The organism is Streptomyces sp. NPDC052052 (assembly GCF_040680455.1).
Classification (GTDB): Bacteria; Actinomycetota; Actinomycetes; order Streptomycetales; family Streptomycetaceae; genus Streptomyces.
The window spans coordinates 62,180-85,704 of record NZ_JBFAWU010000012.1 but is presented as its reverse complement, the minus strand read 5'-3'; the positions used below and the strand labels follow the sequence as shown (position 1 = coordinate 85,704).

The following is a 23,525-nucleotide window of genomic DNA, read 5'->3' as shown; positions in this document are numbered from 1 at the left end:
CTGGTCCACCTCCGATGTTCGAGCCGTTCACGCCGGTCAGTGATCTCCGTCCGTTTTCGTGCTGCGTGGTGCCGCGTGCCGGGGTGTCCGGTCCGGGCCGGTGAGCAGATGGCGCGGGTCCGCGATGCGGACGATCGCCGACTCGATGGCCGCGATCCGGTCCGCGAGCAGCCCCAGTGCGGCGACGGCCTTGGTGAGGGGGTCCTCGTCCGGACCTCCCAGGGCCCGGTGGCGGACGTAGGAGGCGGTGATCGCGGACCAGCGAGCGGACTGCTCGGCGGTGAGCCTGCCGCGCAGTGCGGCGAGCTTCAGCAGATTGGACTCCGCGTCCGAAGTCAGGGTCTGTGCCTCGCCCGCGTAGTGGTCGTCGATGACGGCGGACAGCTCCGCCTCGTTCATCACGGGCACGATCCGTTCGGCGATCTTGTTCATGTTGCGGTACGAGCCCTGCAGCCGGAACGGCGGTTCGGTGCGTGTGGTGTCCGTCTGCGCGGCCGAGGCGATGTACGCGGCGTTCACGGCCAGCACCGTTTCCCGGGCCGCGAGCAGGTGGCGCAGGACGGAGACGATGCGGTCCGCCTCGGCGGGTGCGTACGGGTGGTCGAACCGTTCGGGCGCGGTGAGGGGGGCTTGGCCGCTGCTCGTACCGATGGGAGAGCCTGCGGAAGGGGCCGTGCCGGAGGCCAGCAGCAGGAACCGGGCGAGGTCCTCGCGGGAGCGCCCGGCGAGCGGGGCGAGCACCGGGTTGGCGGTCAGTGCGTTCTCCACGAAGCTCAGCGCGAAGACGTCCTCGCGACCGCTCAGCACCTCACCGAGGTTCCATACGTCGGCCCGGTTGGCGAGCATGTCGGGGACACGGAACCGGGCCCCGGACTCGGTGTACGGATTGCCCGCCATGCACACCGCGAACCGCTTGCCCCGCAGGTCGTAGCTGCGGGGTTCGCCGTCCCGGACCCCCTCGATACGGCGGGTGGCGTCGCAGAGCGGGATGAACTTCTGGAGCAGTTCGGGGGAGGTGTGCTGGATGTCGTCGAGGTACAGGAGCGTGTTGTTGCCCGCCTCCAACGCGAAGTTGATCTTCTCGATCTCCTGTCGGGCGGTCGCGGTACGTGCCTGTGCCGGATCCAGTGAGGTCACGTCGTGGCCGAGGTTCGGTCCGCTGACCTTGACCAGGACCAGGCCGAGCCGGTCGGCGACGTACTCCATGAGCGTCGTCTTGCCGTAGCCGGGCGGCGACACGAGCAGCAGCAGGCCCTGCGAGTCGGTGCGCCGGCCGTCGTCGGCGGTGCCGAGCTGTTTGGCGAGGCTGTCGCCGATCAGCGGCAGGTACACCTCGTCCAGGAGCCGGTTGCGGACGAACGCCGACATGACGCGCGGCCGGTGGTCGTCCAGCCGCAGCCGGGTCCGCTCGGCGGTCACGAGCCCGCCGCGCAGCCGCTGGTAGGCGCGGAAGCCGGGCACCGAGGTGGTGCGGAAGTCGTCGGTGCGGGTGAGGAGTTCGTCGAGGCGGACGGGCAGCCGGCCCCGGTCGACGCGCGGATGGGTGCCGAGCAGGCCGTCCACGGTCGTGGTGAGCGGTGCGTCGCACTCGTACCGGTCGAGGACCGGCTCGGGGCACAGCTCCACAGCGACTGCCTCCGCCAGGTCGCCGGCGTCGACGGGGGTGCCGCTCGCGGCGGCGTACGAGCCCAGCCAGCCCTCGACCAGCTGGAGCCGGGCCGGCAGGTCGTCCCGGAGCGCGGCGAGGTCCTCGTCGTACGCCGAAGAGCCGGTCGCCCGGCGGAACTTGTCCAGGAAGGTACGGGCGGTGGCGCTCGTGACGAATCCGGCCGGGCCGCTGGTCAGCTCCTCGAAGAGGTACGCGGCGACGGCACGGGAGACATCGGCCCGGGGGACGTCGGCCGGGGATCCGGAGCCGGAGCCGTGGCACTCGCCCAGCGCACCGGCGCCCCGGACGGTGGCCGCCCACTCCTCCTGGAGAGAGTCGATGGCCGGGGCGAGGCGGAACGTCTCACGGGCGCGGGCCAGCGACACCGCCCGCAGGGTCCAGGAGGTGCGCAGGGCCTCGTCCGCCGTGTGGGCCCAGAAGATCTGTGCCGCCGCCCGGACCTCGGGCGGGAAGCGCAGCAGACCGGCCCCGGTGTGCAGCCGCAGCAGGGCGGTGAGGACGAGGGTGGCGTCCTCGTCGTGGACCCCGCGCTGGTGGCCCTCGTCGTACGCGGACGCCGCGGATTTCCGTACCAGGTCGGCGAGTTCGTCCGGGCTCAGGGCGCCGAGGGAGTCGGCGCCGTGTTCGTCCAGGAGCCGGGCCGCCAGATGCTCGGCGCGGTACACCTGTGCGGACTCCGAGGGCAGCGTCCGGTCCCAGTACGGGCGGGCCGCCTCGAAGGCCGGGTCGGTGACCGGTGCCCGGTAGTCCGTGCCGGTGAGGGCGAACGCGAGCCCGTCGCCGTGCGGGACGAGCGTCAGATCGAAGGGCTGGGTGTTCACGGCGAACCGGTGCCGGCCCAGCCGGATCGTCGCACCGCCGTCCGCGTACAGCTCACCGCGGTCGCGCAGGGCCCGCCCGGCCTCCTGGCGGGCGGCCAGCAACTGCCCGTCCAGCTCCTGGGCGTGCACCGGGTCACCGAGTTCGCGCAGTTCGTCCGCGGTGCGGCGGACCTTGGCGACCATCGGGTCGGAGGCGAAGTACGTGTGGACGGCCTCCAGGTCGGGCAGGGCGGCCAGCCGCCGGGAGACCGTCGCCAGGACCCGGGCCGCCGAGTCCGTCAGCCGCTGGGCGCGCCGGGCGCGGGCGTCCTGCAGGGTCTGCTTGCGGGCCGAGAACGCCTCGTACACCTCTGTCCGCCGCTCGGCCAGCTCGGCGAGGAAGTCGTCGTACTCGGCGAACCGCGACTCCAGGTTCTCCAGCCGCAGCAGCAGACCGGCCAGTTGCTCGTCGCAGGCGTCCGGGGTGTCCGCCGCGGCCAGCGCCCCCGTGACGGCCTGCCCGAGGAGGGCGAACTCGGCGGCGAACTCGGCGCGGCCCTCGTGGTCGAGGAGCTCGCGGCGGCGGGCGTCGAGTGCGGCGCGGGCCCGGTTGACCCCGCCGAGCACCTCGGCGATCCGCTCCAGGACCGAGGTACGGACGGTCGCGTCACCGATGTCGAGCCCGGCGACGACCTCGGTGACCGTGCCGAGGCCGTCCGTCATCTCCGTCAGCCGGTCGCCGAGCGCCGAGGCGTCCGCGACCGTGGTCAGCTCGGACACCTTGGCGGCCAGCCGGTCCAGCTCCTCGTGGTGGTCGGCGAAGGCGTCGTCCCGGCCGAGGAACGCGACCGCGCGCCGGCCGGCCGCGTCGAGGGCCTCGGCCGTGGTGGCGGCCAGCTCGGCGATCCGTTCGGCGTCCGCGTACCGCAGGTCGGCCAGGGCCGCCACCTGGCCCTGCGCCCGGCCGAGTTCGGTGAGCCGGGTGACCCATTCGGTGGCCGAGCGCGGGGCCTCGCCGCGGATGCGGCGGACGAGCGCGGTGATCCGCTCGGCCGCCTGGTCGAGCGCCTCGGTGGCCTGGTGGGTCAGCTCCCGCACCGTCTCGAACTCGGTGAGGACCTGCCGGGCGGTGTCCCGCAGCTCGGCCAAAGGCTCGGCCAGTGAGCCGAGTTCGGGAGCGGTCAGCCAGTGGTAGCGGTCGGTGGCGCGGGTGCAGTCCGCGACCAGCTGCGCGTACACGGCGGCGGTCGGGGTCGTCCGGGCCGCGCTGTGGGCGAGCGCGAGGCAGTCGGAGATCCCGCGCACCAGATCGGCGTTGCCGACCCGGGCGAGCGGGCCGTCCTGGGCGGGCCGGGAGGCGGCATGGGTCTCGGAGACGAACGGGGTCCGCCAGCGCTGCAACGGGTGGACCCGGGCCGGTTCGTCACCCGTGGCGGAACCCCGCAGCAGGACGAGGGTGCCGTCGTCGAGCAGGGCGTGGCCACGGCCCTGGAGCGGGGTGGCGACCTCCTGCCGGATCAGGTTGTAGGGCAGCAGCAGGCTGCGTCCGTCGTCGGGGGAGCGGAAGACGTAGAGGACGTCCTCGCCGTTCGGGGAGTGGACGGCGCCCTCGAAGACCGGCTCGGTGAGCGGCTCGGCGACATCGAAGGTCTTGGCGGTTCCGGTGGTGAGGTAGTAGCCGCCGGGAAAGATGATTCCCTGGTCCTCGGGGAGCCGGTGGCAGGCGGGTCCGATGAGGTCCAGACGCAGCACCGTGCCGAGCAGGGTGTTGAAGACCAGGTACCGCCAGGACTCCTCGTTGTACGGGCGGACCCGCAGCAGGACCAGCGGCCCGATCACGGCATGCTCGACCTCCGCGTCGGCGAGGGACTGGAGGGGCTCGGCGACCGGCTCCTGGTAGATCCCGTCGGGGGTGCCGGTGTCGTTGACCGTCTTGATGGTGAGGGTGCCGCCGAGCGTGTCGACGAAGAGGACGGCGCCGGTGCCGTCCGCGTCCCCGCCCACCGCGATGTGCGGGTGCCGGCCGGGGACGTGGCACTCGCGGCCCGCCACGGTCCAGCTGAAGTCGTGCGACGGCGGGAGGACGTGGTCGCGGTCGCCGCGCGCGTCGAGGAAGGCGCCGGGCGAACCGTCCGGGGCGAGCGCCCAGCGCAGGACCCGGAGGCCGTCGGCGTGCTCGCCGGTCCGGAACACCGCGAGCAGCCGGCCGTCCACCCGGCGCAGCCTCAGGAGGCGGGCGTCGCGGTAGTAGCGGTGCAGGGCGGTGAACTCGCGGACGAAGTCCGGGTCGTCGAGCAGGCCCTGGTGGTCCGGCGCGGTCAACTCGGGTCCGTACAGGGCCAGGACATCCGGCACCTCGGCCGCATCGGCCGCCCCCGGGCCGCGTTCGAAGCCGAAGAGGATCCGGTCGCCGACGGCCACCAGGTCGCGGGGGACGGAGGCCTGGCGGGTGCGGACCTGTTCGGTGCCGATGAGCTGGAGTCCGGTCGACCCGAACTCCTCGGTGCGCCGTGCGTTGAGCGCCGTGGCGCGGTCCGCGAGGTCGCTGGCCCGGTCGGTGAGCCGGCGCCGCAGCACGTCGTACGTCCCCGCGTCCACCGGGCCGCCGGTGGCCGGTGCGGTCGTGGTCTCGGTGTCCATCCGTACGGCTCTTTCTACGAGGGTGCGGGTGCGGTGCTGTCCGGCCGCCGGACGGGGCACGGGGATGAACCACGTGCCCCGTCCGGTGGTCGTCGGTCGGTCCTAGGCCGCCGACGAGCCGTTCCGTGAGGCGGGCATACCGGAGGCGTCCGGGCCGGTGCCCGCCTCCGCCCCCGCCGGCAGGGAGACCAGCGCGTCCGCCAGGCCCAGCTGCTGGGCTGCGCTGAGCAGTTGCTGCAGCTGACCCTGCGCGGCCCCGGTTCCCGGTTCCTTCATCATCCGCATCAGCAGGGCCGACACCGTCAGGTTCTTCACGTCGCCCGTCGACACCGATCCCAGCATCCGGGTCAGATCGTCCGTGAACGACGACGTGCCGTTCAGCCACGGTCCGGCGAGCGCCTTCACCGTGTCCGAGTTCTCCACGAACCCGTCGAAGCCCTTGCCCATCGAGATGGACTGCACGATCCGGTCGAAGAAGGCCGACTCCCCGCCGACGATGTCGATGTCGGCATTCTCCAGCCCGGTGGCCAGCACCGTCGCCTGCGCCTCGGCGACCTGCCGCTGCACATCGAGTCCGGCCAGCCGGATCTCCTTCTCCGCCGCCAGCCGCAGCCGGTACTCCTCGTGCCCGCGCGAGGCGTCGTCCAGCGCCGCCATCGCGGCGGCCTTCTCGGTGAGCCCGGCGGCCTCCGCCTTCAGCTTCTCGCCGATCATCGCCGCGTCCGCCGCCGCCTGGGCCTGGGTGCCCTCCGCCGCCGCGAGCGCCTTGAGCCTGGACCCCTCCGCCTCGGACTTGAGCCGGGCCGCCGTGGCCTCGGCCTCGGCGAGACCGGTCTTCTCGATGACGGCCGCCTCGGCGTCCCGGACCTGGACCTCGGCGAGACCGGGCGCCGCGGACTCCGCCTGGATGCCCTCGGCCAGCCGCAGCTTCGCCCGGGCGTCCAGGTCCGCGGTCTTCAGCCGGGCCTCGGCGAGGGTCAGCTGCTCCGTCGCCCGGTGGGTGGCCGCCGCCTCCGCGGCCTCCGCCGCCTTGATGTCCTTGACCAGCTTCTCCTGGGCCTCCGCCTCGGCGGCGATGATGACTGCCCGGCGGTTGCGCTCGGACTCCTCGACGGCCCGCAGCGTCTTGATGGACTCCTCCTGCTCGGCGACCGTGCGGTCCACGGCGATCCGCTCCCGGATCACGTCGGCGACCTCGCGGCGCTCCGTCTCGACGTCCTTCGTCGCGGCGATCCGGTCGAGTTCGGTCTGCCGCTCGCGCCCGATGACCTCGATCAGCCGGTCCTTCTCGATGCGCTCGTTCTCCACGGCGATGACCCGCTCACGGTTCTTCTGCGCGACGGCGATCTCCCGGGCCTGGTTCTCGCGCTGGATGCCGAGCTGCTCCTCGGTGCGGATGAACGCGGCCTGGGCGCTGAGCCGTTCCTCCTCCTGGACCCGGGCGGTCGCGGCCTCCTCGCGGGCCCGCAGCGTCTCGACCTCGCGGCGCTGCTTGATCTCGGCCTCGGACTGCCGGCGCTCCAGCTCCAGGATGGTCTCGCGGGCGTCGACGTTCTGCCGGGTGATCTCCTTCTGCTCGGTGCGCTGGAACTCGTTGGTGCGGACGTGCTCGATCGCCGTCAGCTCGGTGATCTTGCGGATGCCCTGGGCGTCCAGGATGTTGGCGCCGTCGAGCTGCGTCATCGGCGTCTGCTCGAGGAAGTCGATCGCCGCGTCGTCGAGGTGGTAGCCGTTCAGGTCCGTGCCGATGACCCGAATGATCCGGTCCCGGAACTCCTCGCGCTTGGTGTACAGGTCGACGAAGTCCAGCTGCTTGCCGACGGTCTTGAGCGCCTCGGCGAACTTCGCGGCGAAGAACTCCTGGATCGCCGCCTTGTCGCTGGCTCGCTCCGTGCCGATGGACTGGGCCACCTTGATGACGTCCTCGACGGTCTTGTTGACGCGTACGAAGAAGGTGATGTGGATGTCGGCGCGGATGTTGTCCTGGCAGATCAGGCCCTCGCGCCCGGTGCGGCGGATCTCGATGGTCTTCACCGAGATGTCCATGTACTCGGCCTTGTGCAGCACCGGCAGGACGACGGCGCCGGTGAAGGTGACATCGACCTTCTTGGTCTTGGAGATGATCAACGCGTTGCCCTGCTCCACCTTGCGGAAGAGCCGGCTGATGACGAGGAGCAGGGCGACGGCGATGAGCAGGACGACGGCGACGAGCACCGCGAAGCCCAGGGTGATGGCATCCATGACAGTCCTTGCGGCTGGTGAGGAAGGTGAAGAGGTCAAAGGTCCGCCCGGAGAGCCGGACCGAATCGGTGGCCTGCGGCTGCGACGGGCGGGATGGTCGGGCAGGCCGGAGCGGCGGGTACCCCTGCGCGGCGCTAGCGGGAACCCGGCAGCGGGCCCGTGCCCGGTTTCGGTCGTCCCGGATCGAGCGCGCTGTCGTACGGCGAGACCCAGAAGAACTCGCCCTGGTCCTCGTACGCGTACAGAAGCCCGGTACTGCCCGAGGTGAGCACCGCGCCGTCCGCCGGACCGAGCAGCCTGACCTGGACGATGGCGGTGGAACCGTCGGCCGCCGCGACCTCGGCCTGGCCGAAGTCGGCGCTGACGGAACCGGTGCGGATCGTGCAGATCTGGCCGAGGAAGTCCTGTCGTGACGGAGGTGGCTGGTCCGCGAAACGGCGGCGCATCCAGTGCGCCAGCAGTCGCATCACAGCCCAGGCGATCAGCAGCGCCCCGGCGAAGTCGGCCAGGGCGAGTCCGGCCCGCGTCATCCCGGTGACCTCGCCGCGGTGCAGCAGGGAGGTGCCGACCAGGCTGGTGAACCAGCCGACGGCGACCATCACGGACACCGAGACGGTGACCGGTACTCCACCGAACCCGGCCATCCCGGTGTCGAGGTCCCCGTCGAAGGAATGGTGGTCGGCCGCACCGGCCAGTACCAGGAGCCAGAAGAAGACGACGACCACGAGCGCCGCACCGAAGAGGACCGTGGGAAAGGCGGTTGCCGCCTCCAGGAACTCATCCACCGGATCCACCTCCTCATGTCCGTACCGGAGGTGTGGGTGGCGCGGTGGTGACCCGCACTGCCGCGGTACCGCAAGGTGCGGTGCCGCAGCGGCGCGGGTCTTCCCCCGTATCCCCCGTTCCCCCGTATCCCCCGTTCGTGCTGACGGGATCGTGTCACGGTGGGGCTCTGTATCGCACTGCCGGACTCCGGCAGTCTTCGCACGTTCGGATTGCCGGGCACCGGCATCGGCCGTCATGCGTTGGACGAGTGTCGAAACCGCGTCAGGATGTGAGGAGTGGGTGTGGCGGAGCTGGAGATTCCCGACAAGTATCTGGGCGACTGTGCCCGCATCCTGGCCGAAGTGGCCGCCACCGGGCGCCGGTTGACACGGGATGAACTGGACACCCGTCGGCAGCTGGGTCGGCAGGCCGCGGAGGACGGGTACCAGCTGCGCGCCCTCGTCGGCCTCCACCTCGCGGCGACCCGCACCTCCTGGCCGCAGAGCGCGTCCACCGACGCCGCCACCGCCGACTCCGTACTGGCCGCGATCGAGCAGGCCGTCGACGCCTTCGCCGAGGGGTTCGAGCGGGCCCAGCGGCTGACGGTGCGGCGCGAGGAGGCGGCGCGCCGCGAGTTCATCGACGACCTGCTGTACGGACGCAGCGATCTGGGCCGGCTCGCCGAGCGGGCCACCCGGTTCGGGCTGCGTCTGTCGCGTGCCCACGCGGTCGCGGTGGCAACGGGCCCGGAGGCGTACACGGAGACCGACTCCGTGCCCCGCACGGTGGAGTCGGCGCTGCTCGCGCGCTTCAGCGGACGGAAGATCCTGATCACGACGAAGGACGGGCGGCTGGTCTGCGTGGCCCCGGCCGGCCAGCCCGACGTCCTGCGGCATTTCGCCAAGCAGGCCCATGCCGCGACGGACGGCGGCCAGGTCGCGATCGGCCGCGCGCACCCCGGCCCCGGGGGCGTGGTCCATTCGTACGACGAGGCGCTGGAAGCACTCGACCTCGCCAAACGGATCGGCCTGGACGATCCGGTGCTGTACGCCACCGACCTACTGGTCTATCCGGTACTGACCCGGGACCGGCAGGCGATGGCCGATCTGGTGCGCAGCCAGCTGGGCCCGCTGCGGAAGGCACGGGGCGGTGCCGAACCCCTCCTGGAGACGCTCAGCGTCTACTTCGACGCGGGCTGTGTGGCGGCCGAGACGGCCCGCCGACTGGCGCTCAGCGTGCGGGCGCTGACGTACCGGCTGGAACGGATACATCAGTTGACCGGGGCCGATCCGTCCGACCCGATGCACCGCTACACCCTGCAGACGGCGGTCATCGGCGCCCGGCTGCTGGACTGGCCGGCCAAGGAACTGTGACCCGGCCGACGCCGAGGACCCCGCCCTGGGGGCGGGGTCCTGGGAAGAAGTGGCCGGGGGTGCGCATCGGGGGAGTAGCGCACTCCCGGCCTGCCGGACACGGGCCGTGGTCAGTCGACCCGCGTGCGTTCCGGCGGTACAGGGGGCCGGGGACCGGGCGGAGCCGGTCCCGGTATCAGAGGTCGAACTCGTGGGGCGGGAGGTCGAGCGCGAAGCACGCCTCCCGCACGACGGCCTGCTCCGACTTGTCGAAGTCGCCGTCGGCACCACCGATCACGATGCCGATCTGGATGACGGCACGCGCCTCGGCCGGCTTCTTCTTCGCCTTGCCGATCTCCTGGAGGATGCTGACCTTGCCGAAGGCGAAGTCGGCGGTGAGCTTGTTGACGTAGTCGTTGAAGCGGCGCTGGAGATCGTCCGCCGGGAAGTTCTGCAGGACGTCGTTGGAGGCGATCAGCGCGGCGACACGCTGGCGTTCGGACGGGTCGACGGAGCCGTCGGCGGCCGCCACCAGAGCGCACATGGCCATGCTCGCGTCACGGAACGCGCCGCTCTTCAGATCGTTCTTCTTCGCTTCCAGCTGCGACTGCATCGACGAAGCGGATTCCTTGATCCGATCCCACAGTGCCATGAACTCTCCATAATTCGCGTTGTGTTGCCGGAACGGGTTCCGACTCTACAGACGTGTAGAAGTTAGCATCAGGGCTGCCCGTGCTGTCCCGGATACATCACTCAGTAGGATGCTGCGTTCCGCGGCTGACGCGGTGTCGCAGAAGGGCGGACCCCAGATGGACCCGGCCAGGCCCGGTCACCCGGACAACGAACCGGCCCACCGGAAAGTGCCCGGCACCGCTCATCCCGCGGGGGAGCGGCTGCGCAGACGGGGGCAGGGCGAACTGGAGGCCCAGGTTCTCGCCGTCCTGCGGTCGGCGGGTCGCCCCGCGACGGCCGGCTGGGTGCAGGAACACCTCGACGGCGATCTCGCGTACACCACCGTCATCACGATCCTCTCCCGGCTCTACGCCAAGAACGCCGTGACCCGGTCCCGCGAGGGCCGCTCCTACACCTGGACGTCCGCTTCCGACGAGGCCGGTCTCGCGGCCCTGCGGATGCGTCGCGTACTGGACGGCGAACGCGACCGGGAGGCCGTCCTCGCCCACTTCGTCTCGGCCCTGTCCCCCGGTGACGAGGAACGGCTGCGCGCGCTGCTGGCCCGTGCCACCGCCCCGGACGATCCGGACAACCCCCCTGACACGGAAGGCCGATAGCGGTCCGATGGGTGTCTTCGTCTGCCTGCCGCTGGTGCTGCCGCTGACCGCGCTGCCGATCGCGCGCCTCGCCGAACAGCATCTGCACCCCCGCAGCGCCACCAGGCTGCTCGCGGTCGTCGGCGTGCTGCTCGCCCTGTGCAGCACGCTCTGTCTGGCCCTGCTGATGGTGGTCGGAACGGCCCAGCTCCCGGGCAACCCGCTGCCGGACAGCTGGTCGGACCCGGCGGTGCGGGACGCGGTGCCGTACGAGGTCCGGGCGGGCGTCGTCGCGATCGGGGTGCTGGCGGCGGTGCTCGGGGCGTGCGGATGGACGGTGTACCGCCATGTGCGGCTGCGGGTCCGGGCCGGCCGCGCCCTGCCCGCCGCGGCCCCGGCCGGCCCGGACGGTGTCGCCGTGCTCCCGGACGCGGTGCCGTACGCCTATGCGCTGCCCGGCCGGCCGGGCCGGGTCGTCGTCTCGACCGCGATGGCCCGGTGCCTGGATGCCCGTGAGCGCCGGGCCCTGATCGCCCACGAGCGGGCCCATCTGACCGCCCGCCACCACCTCTTCCTGCTGGCCGTCCAGCTCGCGGCGTGCGCCAACCCGCTCCTGCTGCCGCTGCGTACGGCCGTGGCCTTCAGCACCGAACGGTGGGCGGACGAGGAGGCCGCCCGCGTCGTCGGCGACCGCAGGGTGGTGGCGGTCGCGGTCGGCAAGGCGGCGCTCCATTCGCACGGGGTGCCGGATGCCGCGGCCGGAGTCGCGGCCTTCGCCTCCGAGGCGGGCCCCGTACCGCGCCGGGTGGCGGCACTGCTCTCCCCGGTCCCGACGGCCCGGCTCTGGCCCCCGTCGTCCGCCCATGTCTCCCTGGCGGCCCTTGTCGCGGCGGCCGGCACGGCCCTCTCGGCGCTCTCGTCGCTCAACGCGACGGTGTCGCTGGTACGGATCCTGCACGCGGCGACCCCGCTGTGAGCCGTGAGGAGAGGGCCGCCCCGGCCGCCTCGGCCTCCGGCCTCAGTCGCCGGAGGCGGCGAACTCCTCCTGCGTGGCCGGCGCCGGACGGGCCGCGGGAACGCGTCCGTCCTTCGCCCCGCCGTCGCCTCCGCGGCGCCGCCATGCCTGGATCCTGGCCACGACCGGCTGGGTCCAGCGTGCGGTGAGCGGTCCGACGATGACGAGGATGAGGACGTACGCGGTGGCGATGGGCCCGATGCGGGGCTCGGTCGCCACCGCCAGACCGGCGATGACGATGGAGAACTCACCGCGGGCGACGAGCGTGCCGCCGGCCCGCCAGCGGCCGTTCGAACCGATTCCGGCCCGCCGGGCCGCGTACCAGCCGGTGCCGATCTTGGTGAGGACGGTGACGACGGCCAGCAGCGCCGCCGGAAGCAGCACCGGCGGAATCTCCGCGGGATCGGTGGAGAGTCCGAAGAACACGAAGAAGACGGCGGCGAAGAGGTCCCGCAGCGGCGTCAGCAGCTTGCGCGCCCCCTCGGCGACCTCGCCCGAGAGCGCGATCCCGACCAGGAACGCCCCGACGGCCGCGGAGACCTGCAACTCCTGGGCCACCCCGGCCACCAGGACGGTCAGTCCGAGCACGACCAGGAGAAGCATCTCGGGATTGTCGGAGGACACCGCCCGGCTGATCGTCCGTCCGTGCCGCAGCGCCAGGTAGAGCACGAGGCCGACGGTGCCGAGCGCGATGAGCAGCGCGATGCTGCCCCCGGCCAGGCCCACGCCCGCGAGCATCGCGGTGAGCAGCGGCAGGTACACGGCCATCGACAGATCCTCGATGACCAGGACACCGAGGATGACGGGTGTCTCCCGGTTGCCCAGCCGGCCCAGGTCGGTGAGCACCTTCGCGATCACCCCGGACGACGAGATCCAGGTGACCCCGGCCAGCGCCACGGCTCCCACGGGCCCCCAGCCGAGCAGCAGCGCCGCCACCGCTCCGGGGGTCGCGTTGAGTACGAAGTCCACAGCGCCGGACGGGTACTGCGTCTTGAGGCTGGTCACCAGCTCCGATGCGCTGTACTCCAGACCGAGCAGGAGCAGCAGGAGGATGACGCCGATCTCGGCGCCGACGGCGGTGAATTCCTCACTGGCTCCCAGGGGCAGCAGTCCGCCGTCCCCGAAGCAGAGGCCGGCGAGCAGATACAGCGGGATCGGGGAGAGGCCTATGCGTCCGGCGAACCGGCCGATGATGCCGAGGCCCAGGATGACGGAGCCGAGCTCCACCAGCAGTGCGGTCGTGTCGTGCACGGTCAGCCCTCCGCAATGATCTCGGCGAGGGCGTCGACGCCCTCGCGCGTACCCACGGCGACGAGCGTGTCCCCGATGGCCAGCCGGAAGTCCGGTCCGGGCGACGGATGCGCGCTGTGTGTCCGCAGCACGGCCACGATCGAGGCCCCCGTCCGGGTCCGCGCCCGGGTGTCCCCGAGCAGTCGGCCGCCGTAGGGGGAGCGGGTGCCCAGCGGGATGTGCTCGGTGACGAGGTCGATGCCCTCGGTCCGTACCGCGTCGATGGGCGCGGAGTCGATGAGGTGCGCGAGTCCGGTGGCCTCTTGGGGTGTCAGAGGTACGGAGAGACGGCACGAATCAGGGTCGTCCTGGTCGTAGAAGCCGATGAACCGCCGTCCGTCGTGGTGGACGACGACGGAGATGTGCTGTCCGGACTCCGTCGTGTAGTCGTACTGCACGCCGACTCCGGGCAGTGTGGTGCGGTGCGTTCCCATGGCTTCCTCCCGAGAGGTACGGCGGCGCGTCGACGTACTTGGTCAGCTCTTTAGCTGCGCATTACCTTATCCGGAGGCTTCCGCCGCCTCCGTGGGGCAGCGGAAGCCCGAGGGGCAGGATGCCGGGGCCACCCCGGTTCGTCCAGCACGTGCCGTGGTGCAGGAGCGCGGGAACGGGAGCACCCTGGTAGAGAGGTGATTGCCATGAAGACACCCGCCGGATGGCATGTGGACATGGAATTCGAGGAGGACACCCATCGCACCCGCGCGGCCGCCCTGGTACGGCTTCCGGACGGGAACGAGGTGCGGTCCCACGGATACGCGAGCCGTCACCCCTCGGACAAGGACCAGCCGAGGGTCGGCGAGGAGATCGCAGGAGCCAGAGCACTCAACGAACTGGCGATGAAGATGCTGACGAAGGCGCACGACGAGATCGACGAAGCATCCGGACGGACCTCGCACCCGCTCACCTGACGCCTGGTGGCCCGGGAAGCCGCCGGCCCCGCACGAAAGCCCCGTGTCCCCGCCGGGGCCGGGGCCCTGTGGCGTGCTCCCCGGAAGTCCCCTCAGCCCAGCTCCAGGCTGGTGATGCCGAACAGGCCGGCGTGGTCGATGTCCGGGGCCGGGCCGGTGTACATCCGGGCGGTCTCGAACGACGGGGTGAGGCCCAGCTCCTCGGCGAGACGCACGGCGGCGGGGTTGACGTCGGGTACGTCGACCGCCACCGCGGTGCCGGGACCGGTGGCCGCGAGTGCGCCGACCAGGGCGCCCGCCACCTCGGCCGACTCGGCGTACACGGGGCCGATGCGGGACGACATACGGCAGGGCCGCAGCACGGCGAGGCCCCGCAGCTCCCCGTCGTGGACCGCGGCGAGCGCGGTGTGCGGGGGAGCGGAGATCCAGGAGGCGAGGAAGCCGTCGCGCTCGGCGGGGAAGAAGCGGCGGTCGTAGGCGGTCAGCAGGTCGAAGGGCAGCCGGCGGGCGTCGACGAGCACGATGCCGGGAGGTGCGGGCTGTGCGGCGGCCGGCCGGCCCTCGTACCGCATCGTCGTCCAGGCCGAACGGAAGCCGGACTTGCGGTAGTTGGGCTGCTGGGCCACCACGCCGTCCAGTCCCACGTTGCGCCCTGCCAGCCGTGCCATGCCGGCCTGCCAGAGCCGCATCCCGTAACCCCGCCCGCGCAGCTCGGGGCGGGTGAGGTAGAAGCCGAGGAACCCGAAGCCGGAGCCGTAGCGGACCGCGGAGACACAGGAGACCGGTTCGCCGTCGAGCCGGCCGATCAGGAAGCCGTGCGGGTCGGTGGCGAAGAAGGTGTGACGGTCGGTCAGGCCGGGGTTCCAGCCCTCTGCGTGGGCCCATTCGGCCTGCGTCACGAGCTCGTCGACGCTTGCGGTGGTGATCTCGAAGTTCGGCACGGGGCACCTGTACCCGGCCGTGGAGCGGTTCAACGGCGATCCGCCCGTCATCACCCCTGGCCCGGTGCGTGGTTGACGAAGCGGGTACGCCGGGATCAGACGAACAGGAACGCGCCCGCCGTCGTGGCCCCGAGCGAAGCCCCGGCGATCGTCTGCGCCACCGTGTGGTACCCGAGCGCGACCCGTGACCAGCACACGGCGATCGTCATCACGTACACCAGCAGCCACCACGGCGAGTGGACCGCGGCGGACAGGGCGACGACGGCCGAGGCGACCGCGGCGTCCACCGAGATCTTCCAGACCGTGTTGACCGACAGCAGGACCACGGTCATCGCCCAGAGCGCGAGCATCGCCGCGAGGATGCCGGTGGGGGCGTGGCCGAGGACCATCACCACCGAACCGACGCCGATGGAACCGAGGATGACGAAGAAGATCGGGGCCCGCTTGGTGCGGTCGACGACATGACGGTCGCCCCAGGTGCCGCGCCCGCGCTCCCACTCGATGTACCCGGCGGGCACCAGCCCGGCGCACAGGGCGCCGAGGAATCCCCACAGGAGCCCGCTCCAGTGTCCGGCCGCGGCCAGACCGATGCCGAGCATGCCGACCAGCAGGAGATTGCGCGGCTGGAAGACATCGGTGACGGTACGCGCGACCCGGGTGCGCGTCGTTTCCACGGCATCGGTGCGGGGGGCGGCGGGGGTCATGAGGTCTCCTCCAGGGATGTGGCGGTTGCCGGGGCGGGGATGCCGACGGGTGCCACGTCGGCACCGGCGGCGGCGCGGTCCAGCACCTGCCGTGCCCGCTCGTCCGTGACCGTCCGGTACGCCGCGGACACCCGGGCCAGCCAGGCCACTTCGCCGTCCTGGTCGGTGGCGTGCTGAGGGTCGACGGCCGCGGCGACGGAGGGGGACGCGCCGGCTCTCCTGGCCAGCACCGCCGCCTTGATCCAGTACGCGTCGGCGAGCGGTCCGGCCCTCCCGCGGTCCGGTGCGTCGTCGGCGGCGGCGGCCTTGGCGGCCGGGAGCAGGGCGTCGGGGACGTAGTGGCGCAGCTTCTCGACGGCGTCCGCGATGTCCGCGACCCAGCGGTCGACGCGCAGGTCCGCGGGGGTGTCGAAGCGGGTCAGCTCGCGGATCAGCGGAGCCGGCGGCTCGAAGGGCTGCTCGGGGAAGGCCGTCATCAACTCCCGCCAGAGCCCGTGCAGGGTGACCTGGGCCCGCCACAGCCTCGCCCGGCGGTGACCCTTGCTGAACGCCGGGATGGAGGCGCCCACCGCGAAGAAGGCGAACAGCACCACCTGGGCGGCCTCGGTGACCTCGTCGAAGGTCAGGGCGAAGTCCTCTCCCGGCTGGTCGACGACGCTGACCCACAGGAACAGGGTCCGGCTGACGGTGTATCCGACCCCGATGAACATGGCGAAGGTCATCATCCCGAGGCCCACCCGCAGATGACGCAGCTTCGCACCGGCGGTGGCCAGTGCCCACTGGTACGCGCAGACGGCGGAGGCGGCACCCAGGTAGAGGTAGAACACGCTCATGTACAGCGTGGCGCCCCACTGGCCCGCGTGGTCGGCGATGAAACGGTCCGAGGGCGAGGAGCGGTCGACGACGGTGAAGAAGAGCACCGTCAGCAGGATGAGTGTGGCGATCGACGCCTTGGCCGCCACCTGCTGGATGGAGCGGGCGAACCTTACGTGCCGCGGCACCGCGCCGCCGTCGGGGTACTGACCGTAGATCGCGACGATGTAGCTGAGGATCGCCAGGATCGCGACCGTCGACGTGTAGTGCTTGATCAGGACGGCGAGATCGGTGACGGCGCTGTGGTTGAGGGCGACGCGCACAACCTGTGTCTTGGTCCACAGGGCGGCGGCGAACCCCGCGTAGCAGCCCCACAGGGCCCGGCGGCGTTTGTCTTCTTCGCCGCCCCACAGGGCGGCCGGCATGCGCCAGAGGGCGACGGCCGTCATCAGGGCGGCTATGAGATAACCGGCGAGGTCGAGCGGAGTCACAGCGGATTCCTCGATAGGGGGACGGGCGGGGCGGCCGGGCGTCAGGAACGGCGGAACAGGCCGCGACGACGGGTGGCGACGGGGCGGGACAGGGAGTTGGCCAGGCGTCCCATCATGTCGTCGCTCGTCACATCCCGCGCCATGCGCGGAATGAGTGACGCGCCGAACTCTGCCATGCGTTCGTCGTGGGTGTCGTACTGCGCCCGGGCCTGCACGGCGCCGTTCCCCGAACGGAGCGCGCCGGCGATCGTGGCGGCCACCGGTTCGGGGGCGGGGGCGGACCGCTGCGGCGGAGTGTCGGGGGCCAGGACCCGGGTGATCAGGGACGTGTCGAAGACCGGCAGCAGCCGTTGGAGCTGTTCCGGATCGAGCGAGGTGCCGTGGTCGAACCACTCGTGGCAGAGCTCGTGCAGGATGACGTGCTGGGTCTGGTACTCCGTCGGGCGCCGCCGGTAGAGCACGAAGCTGGTCCCTTCGGTCTTCAGCCGCAGACCGCAGGCGGTGTTGACGCGGGCCAGCCGTTCGGGCATCTCGTGCAGCACGATGGTGTGGCCCCGTGCCTTCTCCATGGCAGCCACCAGTGCGGAGATGGAGAAGGGTGCGGGGATGGGCAGGTCCGCCAGCCCGGCCTCGCACTCCTTCCGCAGTTCGCGCAGGGACATGGAGACCTACTTCTCCGGGGCGCCGTGGGCGGCCGCGCCGTTGGTGCCGGGCGTGCCCTCCCGGCTTCTGGCGTCCTCCAGCAGGGAGAGGGCGAACTGCAGCAGCTCCGGCGGGAGACCGTCCTGGTCGAGGCCGCGTCCGGCCACTCCGCTGATCTCACCGGTGCGCCGCTTGGCGAGGAACTGCAGCCCGGCGACGACGTCGTCGACGACCTCGGACTCGTCCTTGAAGAACCGCCAGTCCACGCCGAAGCCCAGCCCGAGCGCCTTGAGGATGTCCTCGGACGGCTGGGTGACCTTGCCGGCCAGGATGTTGGAGAAGTAGCTGTGCGAGAGGGAGCCGCCGCGCTCCTTGACCAGATCGGCGAAGACCCGGCCCGAGATCTTCTGGCCGGGGAACGTCTTCTCGACCATGTACTCGACCTTCTGCTGCAACGTCCGCAGCTCCGGCGAGCGTTCCTCGCAGCCTTCCCTTCGGCCCCCCACGCATCCGCCCCTGTCCGATCGCTGGTGCACGGTCTTCGATGTCGGTCAACGGGCTCGTACTGTAACGAACTCCGTTGTGGCGGCCCTCGTTCGGGAGGCGGATCGGGGCTACACACGAGAACGGGCTTGCGTAAACACTCTACGTCACTGTTAACTCGAAAAAACACGGGCAGGGGACCACGAGGGGAGTCCCTTGCCCGTGAAGTGTGCGCGGATGAAAGGGACATCATGCGCGCAGGGGATGGCACACAGGGGTGTAGCCCTTCACGACGGGGGATGCGTGAAGGGCTACGCATGCATTATGACCGCTGGTCAGTTCGGCATCAACTGACCGGCCGATCAGTGGGTGGAGGAATGGGGACGATTCGCCGTCGGAGCGGCGGGCCCTACGGCCACAGGACCCCTGCCAGGGCGGCCCCGGCGAAGGCGGCACCGAGCCCGGCGACCACGCTCGCGACGGCGTTGGCCGCGGCGTAGAACAGCGCACCGTCCTCGGCCAGGCGCAGGGTCTCGTAGCTGAAGGTGGAGTACGTGGTCAGTGCTCCGCACAGGCCGGTGCCGATGAGGAGTTGCAGAGGGGAGGAGGCGGCTCCGGAGGCGGCCGCGCCGGTCAGCAGGCCGAGGACGAGTGATCCGGCCACGTTGACCGCGAAGGTGCCCCAGGGAAAGACGGTGTCGTGGCGGGACTGCACCGCACGGTCGGTGAGGTAGCGCAGGGGCGCCCCGACCGCCGCTCCGACGATCACCAGCAGCCAGTTCACCGATCCTGCTCCCCGTCGCCGTAGCGGACGATCTCGCAGGGATCCAGAACGGCGAGGCCGCCGCCTCGGACCAGCTCCTCGATGTGCGGGAGAAACGCGCGGATCCGGTCCTCGGTGTCGATGACGACGACCGCCACCGGCAGGTCCTCGCTCAGCGAGAGCAGCCGTTGGGTGTGGATCGTCGAGGAGGCGCCGAAGCCCTCGGCACCGCGGAAGACGCTCGCGCCGGAGAGTCCCGCCCGGTGTGCCCGGTGCACGATCTCGCTGTACACGGGCCGGTGGTGCCAACCGTCGGACTCGCCGACGAGGACCGTCAGCCGCAGGCCCCGTTCGGTGTGCGGTGTCGTCATGCCTGCCTCCGCGCCCGTACACGGCGGGTCGCCCACACCGCGCTCCACACTGCCGCGAGGGCCGCGCACAGTGTCAGTGCCAGATAGGCCAGGCCGGCCCCGGCCCGGCCGGCGTCGACCAGGCGCTCGATGTCCACCGCGTAGGTGGAGAAGGTGGTGAACCCGCCCAGCACCCCCGTGCCGAAGAACGGCCGCACCAGCCGGTGCGCCGTCCACATGTCGCTGATCACTACCATGAACACACCGATGACCGCGCAGCCGATGACGTTCACGACCAGCGTCACCCAGGGGAAACCACCTGGGGCGGTGGGCCAGATCAGGGTGGCCCCGTAGCGGGCACACGCCCCGATCACACCGCCGAGCGCGACCACCGCGACGACGGGCCCCTGGGGGTTACGGGCTCCCATGCGCACCTGTCTCCTGACTGCTCGACGTCCCAGGTTATCGCCGGGCCCCGGACCGGGCGGGGCGGTCCCGGGCGGGCAGCACGGCCGCAGAGAGGCCGTATCCGTCCGCCGTTCAGTCGGTCCCGGGCACCCCGTGGCCGCTGTACCTGGCCTGGGCCAGGAGGGAGACGACCTCCTCGTCGGAGGTCTGGGAGAAGTCCCGGTACCACTCGCCGACGGCGAAGAACAGGTGTGGCATGGACAGGCACACCACCTCGTCGGCGCACTGCCGCAGCCGCTCGACCGCATCCGGTGGTGCCACCGGCACGGCTGCCACCAGACGGGCCGGCTGCTGGGCCCGGACCACCCGGCAGGCGGCCTCGGCCGTCGCCCCGGTCGCGACCCCGTCGTCCACGACGACCACGGTCCGGCCTTCGAGCGGGGTCCGCGGCCTGCCTTCGCGGTAGGCGTGCGCCCGGCGTACGAGTTCCTCCCCCTCGACGCGCTCGACCGCCGCGAGGTCCTGCTTCCCGGCCAGGATGTGGCTGACGACGTCCTCGTTGAGGACGCGCACCCCGCCCTCGCCGATGGCGCCGAAGGCCACTTCCTCATGGTGCGGCACGCCGAGTTTGCGGACCACGATCACATCGAGCTCGGCGCCGAGCATCTGTGCCACCTGGAAGGCCACCGGGACTCCGCCACGGGGCAGACCAAGCACGACCGGGTGCTCACGCTCCAGATGGCGGAGCGCCTCGGCCAGCTGCTGACCGGCGTCCGTGCGGTCGGCGAACAGCACGGTGGTTCACCCCCAGACAGGGGAGCGGGTCCGCGTGGTGCGTGCCCACCCACTTCGAAACAACCCCATGTGCGGCGACCGCGCAACTCGGGCACGGTCGGCCCCGCGGAACGGACCGGACCTGTACCACCGGGGCGGCGCCCCGGTCAGGACACCGGGGACGTCTCGGGGGCCTCGCCCTCCGTCGTGGTCACGTCGATCACGGAGAACGCCGCGCCCTGCGGGTCCGTGAGTGCGGCGAAGCGGCCGAACGGAATCGTCAGCGGCCCGAACCGCAGGATCGCGCCGCGCTCGACGGCCTTCGCCACGGCCGCGTCGCAGTCCTCGACGGTGAAGTACACGTTCATGTGCGGCGGCACCTCGGGCGGGAAGTCGTCACCCATCTTCATCCGGCCCATGACCGTTCTGCCGCCGACGTCGAACATCCTGAAGTCGATGGCCGCGTCGGCCATCTGCACCATGGTGTAGGGGAAGACGGCGGAGAAGAAGGCGTCCGACTTCTCCGGCTCGCGGGTGAAGACCTCGGCCCAGCAGAACGCACCGGGCACGCGCTCCGCCTCGAAGCCCTCGTGGCTGCCCGCCTGCCAGACGCCGAAGACGACCCCGCTGGGGTCGCGGGCCAGCAGCATCGTGCCGAAGTCGCCGACCTGCATCGGGTCCATCAGCGTCTCGCCGCCGTGCTCACGGATCTTCGTGGCGGTGGCGGCGGCGTCCGGCGAGGCGAGGTACAGACACCAGGCCGAAGGACCCTCCTGCCCCGGCATCGGGGGCACCACGGCGGCGACCGCCTTGCCGTTGGCGTAGGCCTGGGTGTAGTCACCGAACTCCGACGAGGACTCACCGAAGGTCCAGCCCAGCACGTCGGCGTAGAAGCTCTTCGCCCGGTCGAGGTCGGGGAACATCGCGTCGGCCCAGCACGGAGTGCCCTCCGGTTGTACGGCCATGGCTCCGGCTCCTTCGCGCTCGGTGGGACGGTCCGGCACCTCACGCCAGTGCCGCAACAGGCAACGTGTGCCCCGTCGCGACACTAGCCAGTCGGCCACCCGTCCGCGCGCCGGGCGCGGGACGGCTGACCCTGGTGGCGTACGTGGGCGCGCTCCCACGAGCCGGGGCCCGGCTCGTGGGTCAGTGGCCCGGAACCGGACTCCGGGCGGCGCGGGGCCGACGGGTCGCGGCGGCGACGGTGGCCATCAGTTCCGCGTCCAGCACGGACGGATCGGCCAGCCGGGTCGGGGCGGCGTACGAGTTGAGCAGCGCCTTCGTGACGCGCAGGGCGGCCTCCGGCCGGCGCACGAGGGGCTTGGTCCAGGCGGCGACCGCCGCGTCGAGGGCCTCCTCGGGCACGACGCGCTGGAGGATCGACAGCTCCTGGGCCTCCGCGGCGTCGAAGGCGCGGCCGGTCAGGATGAGCTCGCGCACCCGGGCGGCGCCGACCTCGTGGATCAGGCGCGGGAGCACGCCGCCCCAGGCGGTGGGCAGCCCGAGCGCCAGTTCCGGGAGCCGGAAGCCGGAGGTGTCGGAGCCGACGCGCAGATCGCAGGCGAGGGCCAGGGCCAGGCCCGCGCCGATGGCTCGCCCCTGGACCCTGGCGACGGTGACGGCCTGGCCGGTGGAGAGGGCCTCGCAGACGCGGCGGGCCTTGTCGCCCGCGATCCGGATGCCCCGACCGGTGGGGTCCTCGTCGAGCCAGTCGGCGAACTCGTTCCGGTCCCCGCCCAGGCTGAAGTCGTCCCCGGCGCCGCTGAGCACCACCACCCGGACGTCGGGGTCCGGCACGGCCAGGACCTCGAGCAGATCGTCGAGCATCGCGTCGGTGACCGCGTTGCCGGTGTCGGGGCAGTTCAGTTCCACCCGCAGTACGGCGCCCTCGCGCACGGTGCGTATCGTGCGCGGCCGCCGGTACGGGGACAGGTATTCGGGGAGCGAGAGCTTCATATCGCCACATTCATCGAGGTCACACGTCTGAAGACGAGCCGGGAGGCATACACGGGCGGGGTGACCACGCGCAGGGTGGGGAATCGTTCCAACAGCCGGCTGAGCAGGGTACGCGCCTCCAGGCGGGCGAGGGCCGCGCCCAGGCAGTAGTGCACGCCGCCGCCGAAGGTGAGGTGGGTGCCGGAGCGCTCGATGTCGAAGACGTCCGGGTCGTCGTTGCGCCGGGGGTCGTGGTTGGCGGCCCCGTACATGACGTGGACCATGCTGTCCTTCGCGATCGGCACCCCCGCCAGGACGGTGTCCTGCGCGGCGACCCTGGTGTTGATGTGGATCGGCGGGTCGTACCGGAGGGCCTCGTCGACCGCGGCGTCGACGTATCCGGGGTGTTCGGCGAGCCAGGCCCACCGGCCGGGCTCCTCCAGCAGCAGCGCCACCATGCTCGACAGCAGCGTCGCGGTGGTCTCCAGCGAGGCGATGGTGACGAACATGATGAGGCGGTAGAGGATCTCGTCCGCCTTCTCGCGGTCGGGTTCCTTCGCGTCCCAGGTGTGGATCCATCCGGTCAGGACGTCGTGGCCGGGGTTCGCGCGGCGTTGCTTCACCAGGTCGGTGAAGTACGCGCGCAGGGACACGGTCGCCTCGGCGGACACCTCGAGCTGGCTCTTGGTGGGCAGCAGTTCCTGGGCGTGCACCTGGTTGTGGGTGATCTCCAGGATGTGGGGGTAGTCCTCGGGCGGGATGCCCAGCCAGGAACCGATGGTGCTGATCGGGAGCTGTTCGCTGACGGTACTGACGAAGTCGGCGTCGCCCCAGCGCAGTTTGTCGGCGAGCTCGTCGAGCAGACGGGTGACGTCCTCCTCGACCTGCGGGGTCAGCTGCTGGATGGTGGAGCGGTCGAAGAGGTTGCCGAGGCTGCGCCGCTGGCAGGTGTGCTCGGGTGCGTTGAGGCGTGAGAGCGTCTTGGTCATCTCCTGCGTGGCGACCGCGTCCCAGCGCTCGGTGTCCGCCTGGCGTTCCTGCCAGGCGAAGTCCGGTGCCAGCCAGGTGCGGCCGCGCAGCACCTCGCTGCAGGTGTCGAAGCCGGTCACGAAGTACGCGTCCCACGGAGCGCGGACGACATCGCCCATGGATCTCAGCTCGCGCAGGAGAGGGTAGGGATCAGCCTGCCCCTCCGGCGATCTGAGGCGTCGTAGGAGGGATATGAGAGCACGCCGGTCGACGGTGGTGGGACGATCGGTGCCACGTACAGCGC

21 protein-coding genes and 1 pseudogene are annotated in these 23,525 nt (G+C 71.6%); 4 read left to right on the top strand and 18 right to left on the bottom strand.

Annotated elements, in window-relative coordinates:
* Positions 1-36 precede the first annotated feature (36 nt).
* The 3 genes from AB0L71_RS16560 to AB0L71_RS16550 all read right to left on the bottom strand — a co-directional run bounded on the left by AB0L71_RS16560 (position 37) and on the right by AB0L71_RS16550 (position 8,135).
* Positions 37-5,109, bottom strand: coding sequence for a DNA repair ATPase (locus AB0L71_RS16560; RefSeq protein WP_365243087.1), 5,073 nt, complete (start codon positions 5,107-5,109; stop codon positions 37-39).
* A 102-nt stretch (positions 5,110-5,211) separates the two neighbouring features.
* A complete protein-coding gene (locus AB0L71_RS16555) occupies positions 5,212-7,350 on the bottom strand; it encodes a flotillin family protein (protein ID WP_365243085.1) in 2,139 nt (712 codons plus the stop codon).
* A gap of 134 nt (positions 7,351-7,484) precedes the next feature.
* Positions 7,485-8,135, bottom strand: coding sequence for a hypothetical protein (locus AB0L71_RS16550; RefSeq protein WP_365243083.1), 651 nt, complete (start codon positions 8,133-8,135; stop codon positions 7,485-7,487).
* 282 nt (positions 8,136-8,417) lie between these two features.
* On the opposite strand from AB0L71_RS16550, the gene AB0L71_RS16545 reads away from it, so the two are divergent.
* Positions 8,418-9,488, top strand: coding sequence for a helix-turn-helix domain-containing protein (locus AB0L71_RS16545; protein ID WP_365243081.1), 1,071 nt, complete (start codon positions 8,418-8,420; stop codon positions 9,486-9,488).
* Between the two features lie 175 nt (positions 9,489-9,663).
* Here the strand turns inward: AB0L71_RS16545 and AB0L71_RS16540 are convergent, their stop codons facing one another.
* Positions 9,664-10,119 carry a TerB family tellurite resistance protein gene (locus AB0L71_RS16540; RefSeq protein WP_365243079.1) on the bottom strand — a complete coding sequence of 152 codons (456 nt, stop codon included), beginning with the start codon at positions 10,117-10,119 and terminating at the stop codon, positions 9,664-9,666.
* A gap of 157 nt (positions 10,120-10,276) precedes the next feature.
* Here AB0L71_RS16540 and AB0L71_RS16535 point away from each other — a divergent pair, with 157 nt between their 5' ends.
* Together AB0L71_RS16535 and AB0L71_RS16530 are read left to right on the top strand one after the other, a co-directional pair.
* On the top strand, positions 10,277-10,756 hold the full coding sequence (locus AB0L71_RS16535) for a BlaI/MecI/CopY family transcriptional regulator (protein ID WP_365243322.1): 480 nt from the start codon (positions 10,277-10,279) through the stop codon (positions 10,754-10,756).
* A gap of 7 nt (positions 10,757-10,763) precedes the next feature.
* Positions 10,764-11,711, top strand: a complete 948-nt coding sequence (locus AB0L71_RS16530; protein ID WP_365243077.1) for a M56 family metallopeptidase — start codon at positions 10,764-10,766, stop codon at positions 11,709-11,711.
* 42 nt (positions 11,712-11,753) lie between these two features.
* Here AB0L71_RS16530 and AB0L71_RS16525 read toward each other — a convergent pair whose 3' ends face one another.
* Together AB0L71_RS16525 and AB0L71_RS16520 are read right to left on the bottom strand one after the other, a co-directional pair.
* Positions 11,754-13,001 (bottom strand): cation:proton antiporter, encoded by a 1,248-nt coding sequence (locus AB0L71_RS16525; protein ID WP_365243075.1) that lies wholly within the window; start codon positions 12,999-13,001, stop codon positions 11,754-11,756.
* A gap of 2 nt (positions 13,002-13,003) precedes the next feature.
* Positions 13,004-13,474, bottom strand: coding sequence for a TrkA C-terminal domain-containing protein (locus AB0L71_RS16520; protein ID WP_365243073.1), 471 nt, complete (start codon positions 13,472-13,474; stop codon positions 13,004-13,006).
* Between the two features lie 204 nt (positions 13,475-13,678).
* Here AB0L71_RS16520 and AB0L71_RS16515 point away from each other — a divergent pair, with 204 nt between their 5' ends.
* Positions 13,679-13,948 (top strand): DUF1876 domain-containing protein, encoded by a 270-nt coding sequence (locus AB0L71_RS16515; protein WP_365243071.1) that lies wholly within the window; start codon positions 13,679-13,681, stop codon positions 13,946-13,948.
* A 92-nt stretch (positions 13,949-14,040) separates the two neighbouring features.
* Here AB0L71_RS16515 and AB0L71_RS16510 read toward each other — a convergent pair whose 3' ends face one another.
* The 12 genes and pseudogenes from AB0L71_RS16510 to AB0L71_RS16455 all read right to left on the bottom strand — a co-directional run bounded on the left by AB0L71_RS16510 (position 14,041) and on the right by AB0L71_RS16455 (position 23,400).
* Entirely contained in the window at positions 14,041-14,889 is an 849-nt protein-coding gene (locus AB0L71_RS16510) for a GNAT family N-acetyltransferase (RefSeq protein ID WP_365243069.1), read from the bottom strand.
* Positions 14,890-14,984: 95 nt separating this feature from the next.
* Positions 14,985-15,593 carry a hypothetical protein gene (locus tag AB0L71_RS16505; protein ID WP_365243067.1) on the bottom strand — a complete coding sequence of 203 codons (609 nt, stop codon included), beginning with the start codon at positions 15,591-15,593 and terminating at the stop codon, positions 14,985-14,987.
* Positions 15,590-16,897, bottom strand: a complete 1,308-nt coding sequence (locus AB0L71_RS16500) for an MAB_1171c family putative transporter (RefSeq protein WP_365243065.1) — start codon at positions 16,895-16,897, stop codon at positions 15,590-15,592. The genes AB0L71_RS16505 and AB0L71_RS16500 overlap by 4 nt, the downstream gene beginning before the upstream one ends.
* A 41-nt stretch (positions 16,898-16,938) precedes the next feature.
* A complete protein-coding gene (locus tag AB0L71_RS16495; RefSeq protein WP_365243063.1) occupies positions 16,939-17,559 on the bottom strand; it encodes a toxin in 621 nt (206 codons plus the stop codon).
* A gap of 6 nt (positions 17,560-17,565) precedes the next feature.
* Entirely contained in the window at positions 17,566-17,973 is a 408-nt protein-coding gene (locus AB0L71_RS16490; RefSeq protein ID WP_365243320.1) for a hypothetical protein, read from the bottom strand.
* 458 nt (positions 17,974-18,431) lie between these two features.
* A complete protein-coding gene (gene crcB / locus AB0L71_RS16485) occupies positions 18,432-18,806 on the bottom strand; it encodes a fluoride efflux transporter CrcB (RefSeq protein WP_365243061.1) in 375 nt (124 codons plus the stop codon).
* Positions 18,803-19,156 (bottom strand): DUF190 domain-containing protein, encoded by a 354-nt coding sequence (locus tag AB0L71_RS16480; RefSeq protein ID WP_365243059.1) that lies wholly within the window; start codon positions 19,154-19,156, stop codon positions 18,803-18,805. The genes crcB (AB0L71_RS16485) and AB0L71_RS16480 overlap by 4 nt, the downstream gene beginning before the upstream one ends.
* Positions 19,153-19,563, bottom strand: coding sequence for a fluoride efflux transporter CrcB (gene crcB, locus AB0L71_RS16475; RefSeq protein WP_365243057.1), 411 nt, complete (start codon positions 19,561-19,563; stop codon positions 19,153-19,155). Before crcB (AB0L71_RS16475) ends, AB0L71_RS16480 begins: the two co-directional genes overlap by 4 nt.
* A 148-nt stretch (positions 19,564-19,711) precedes the next feature.
* A pseudogene (locus AB0L71_RS16470) lies at positions 19,712-20,338 on the bottom strand (phosphoribosyltransferase); the annotation flags it as partial.
* Positions 20,339-20,484: 146 nt separating this feature from the next.
* Positions 20,485-21,282 (bottom strand): VOC family protein, encoded by a 798-nt coding sequence (locus AB0L71_RS16465; protein ID WP_365243055.1) that lies wholly within the window; start codon positions 21,280-21,282, stop codon positions 20,485-20,487.
* Between the two features lie 181 nt (positions 21,283-21,463).
* Entirely contained in the window at positions 21,464-22,273 is an 810-nt protein-coding gene (locus tag AB0L71_RS16460; protein WP_365243054.1) for an enoyl-CoA hydratase/isomerase family protein, read from the bottom strand.
* A complete protein-coding gene (locus tag AB0L71_RS16455; protein ID WP_365243318.1) occupies positions 22,270-23,400 on the bottom strand; it encodes a cytochrome P450 in 1,131 nt (376 codons plus the stop codon). Before AB0L71_RS16455 ends, AB0L71_RS16460 begins: the two co-directional genes overlap by 4 nt.
* Positions 23,401-23,525 lie beyond the last annotated feature (125 nt).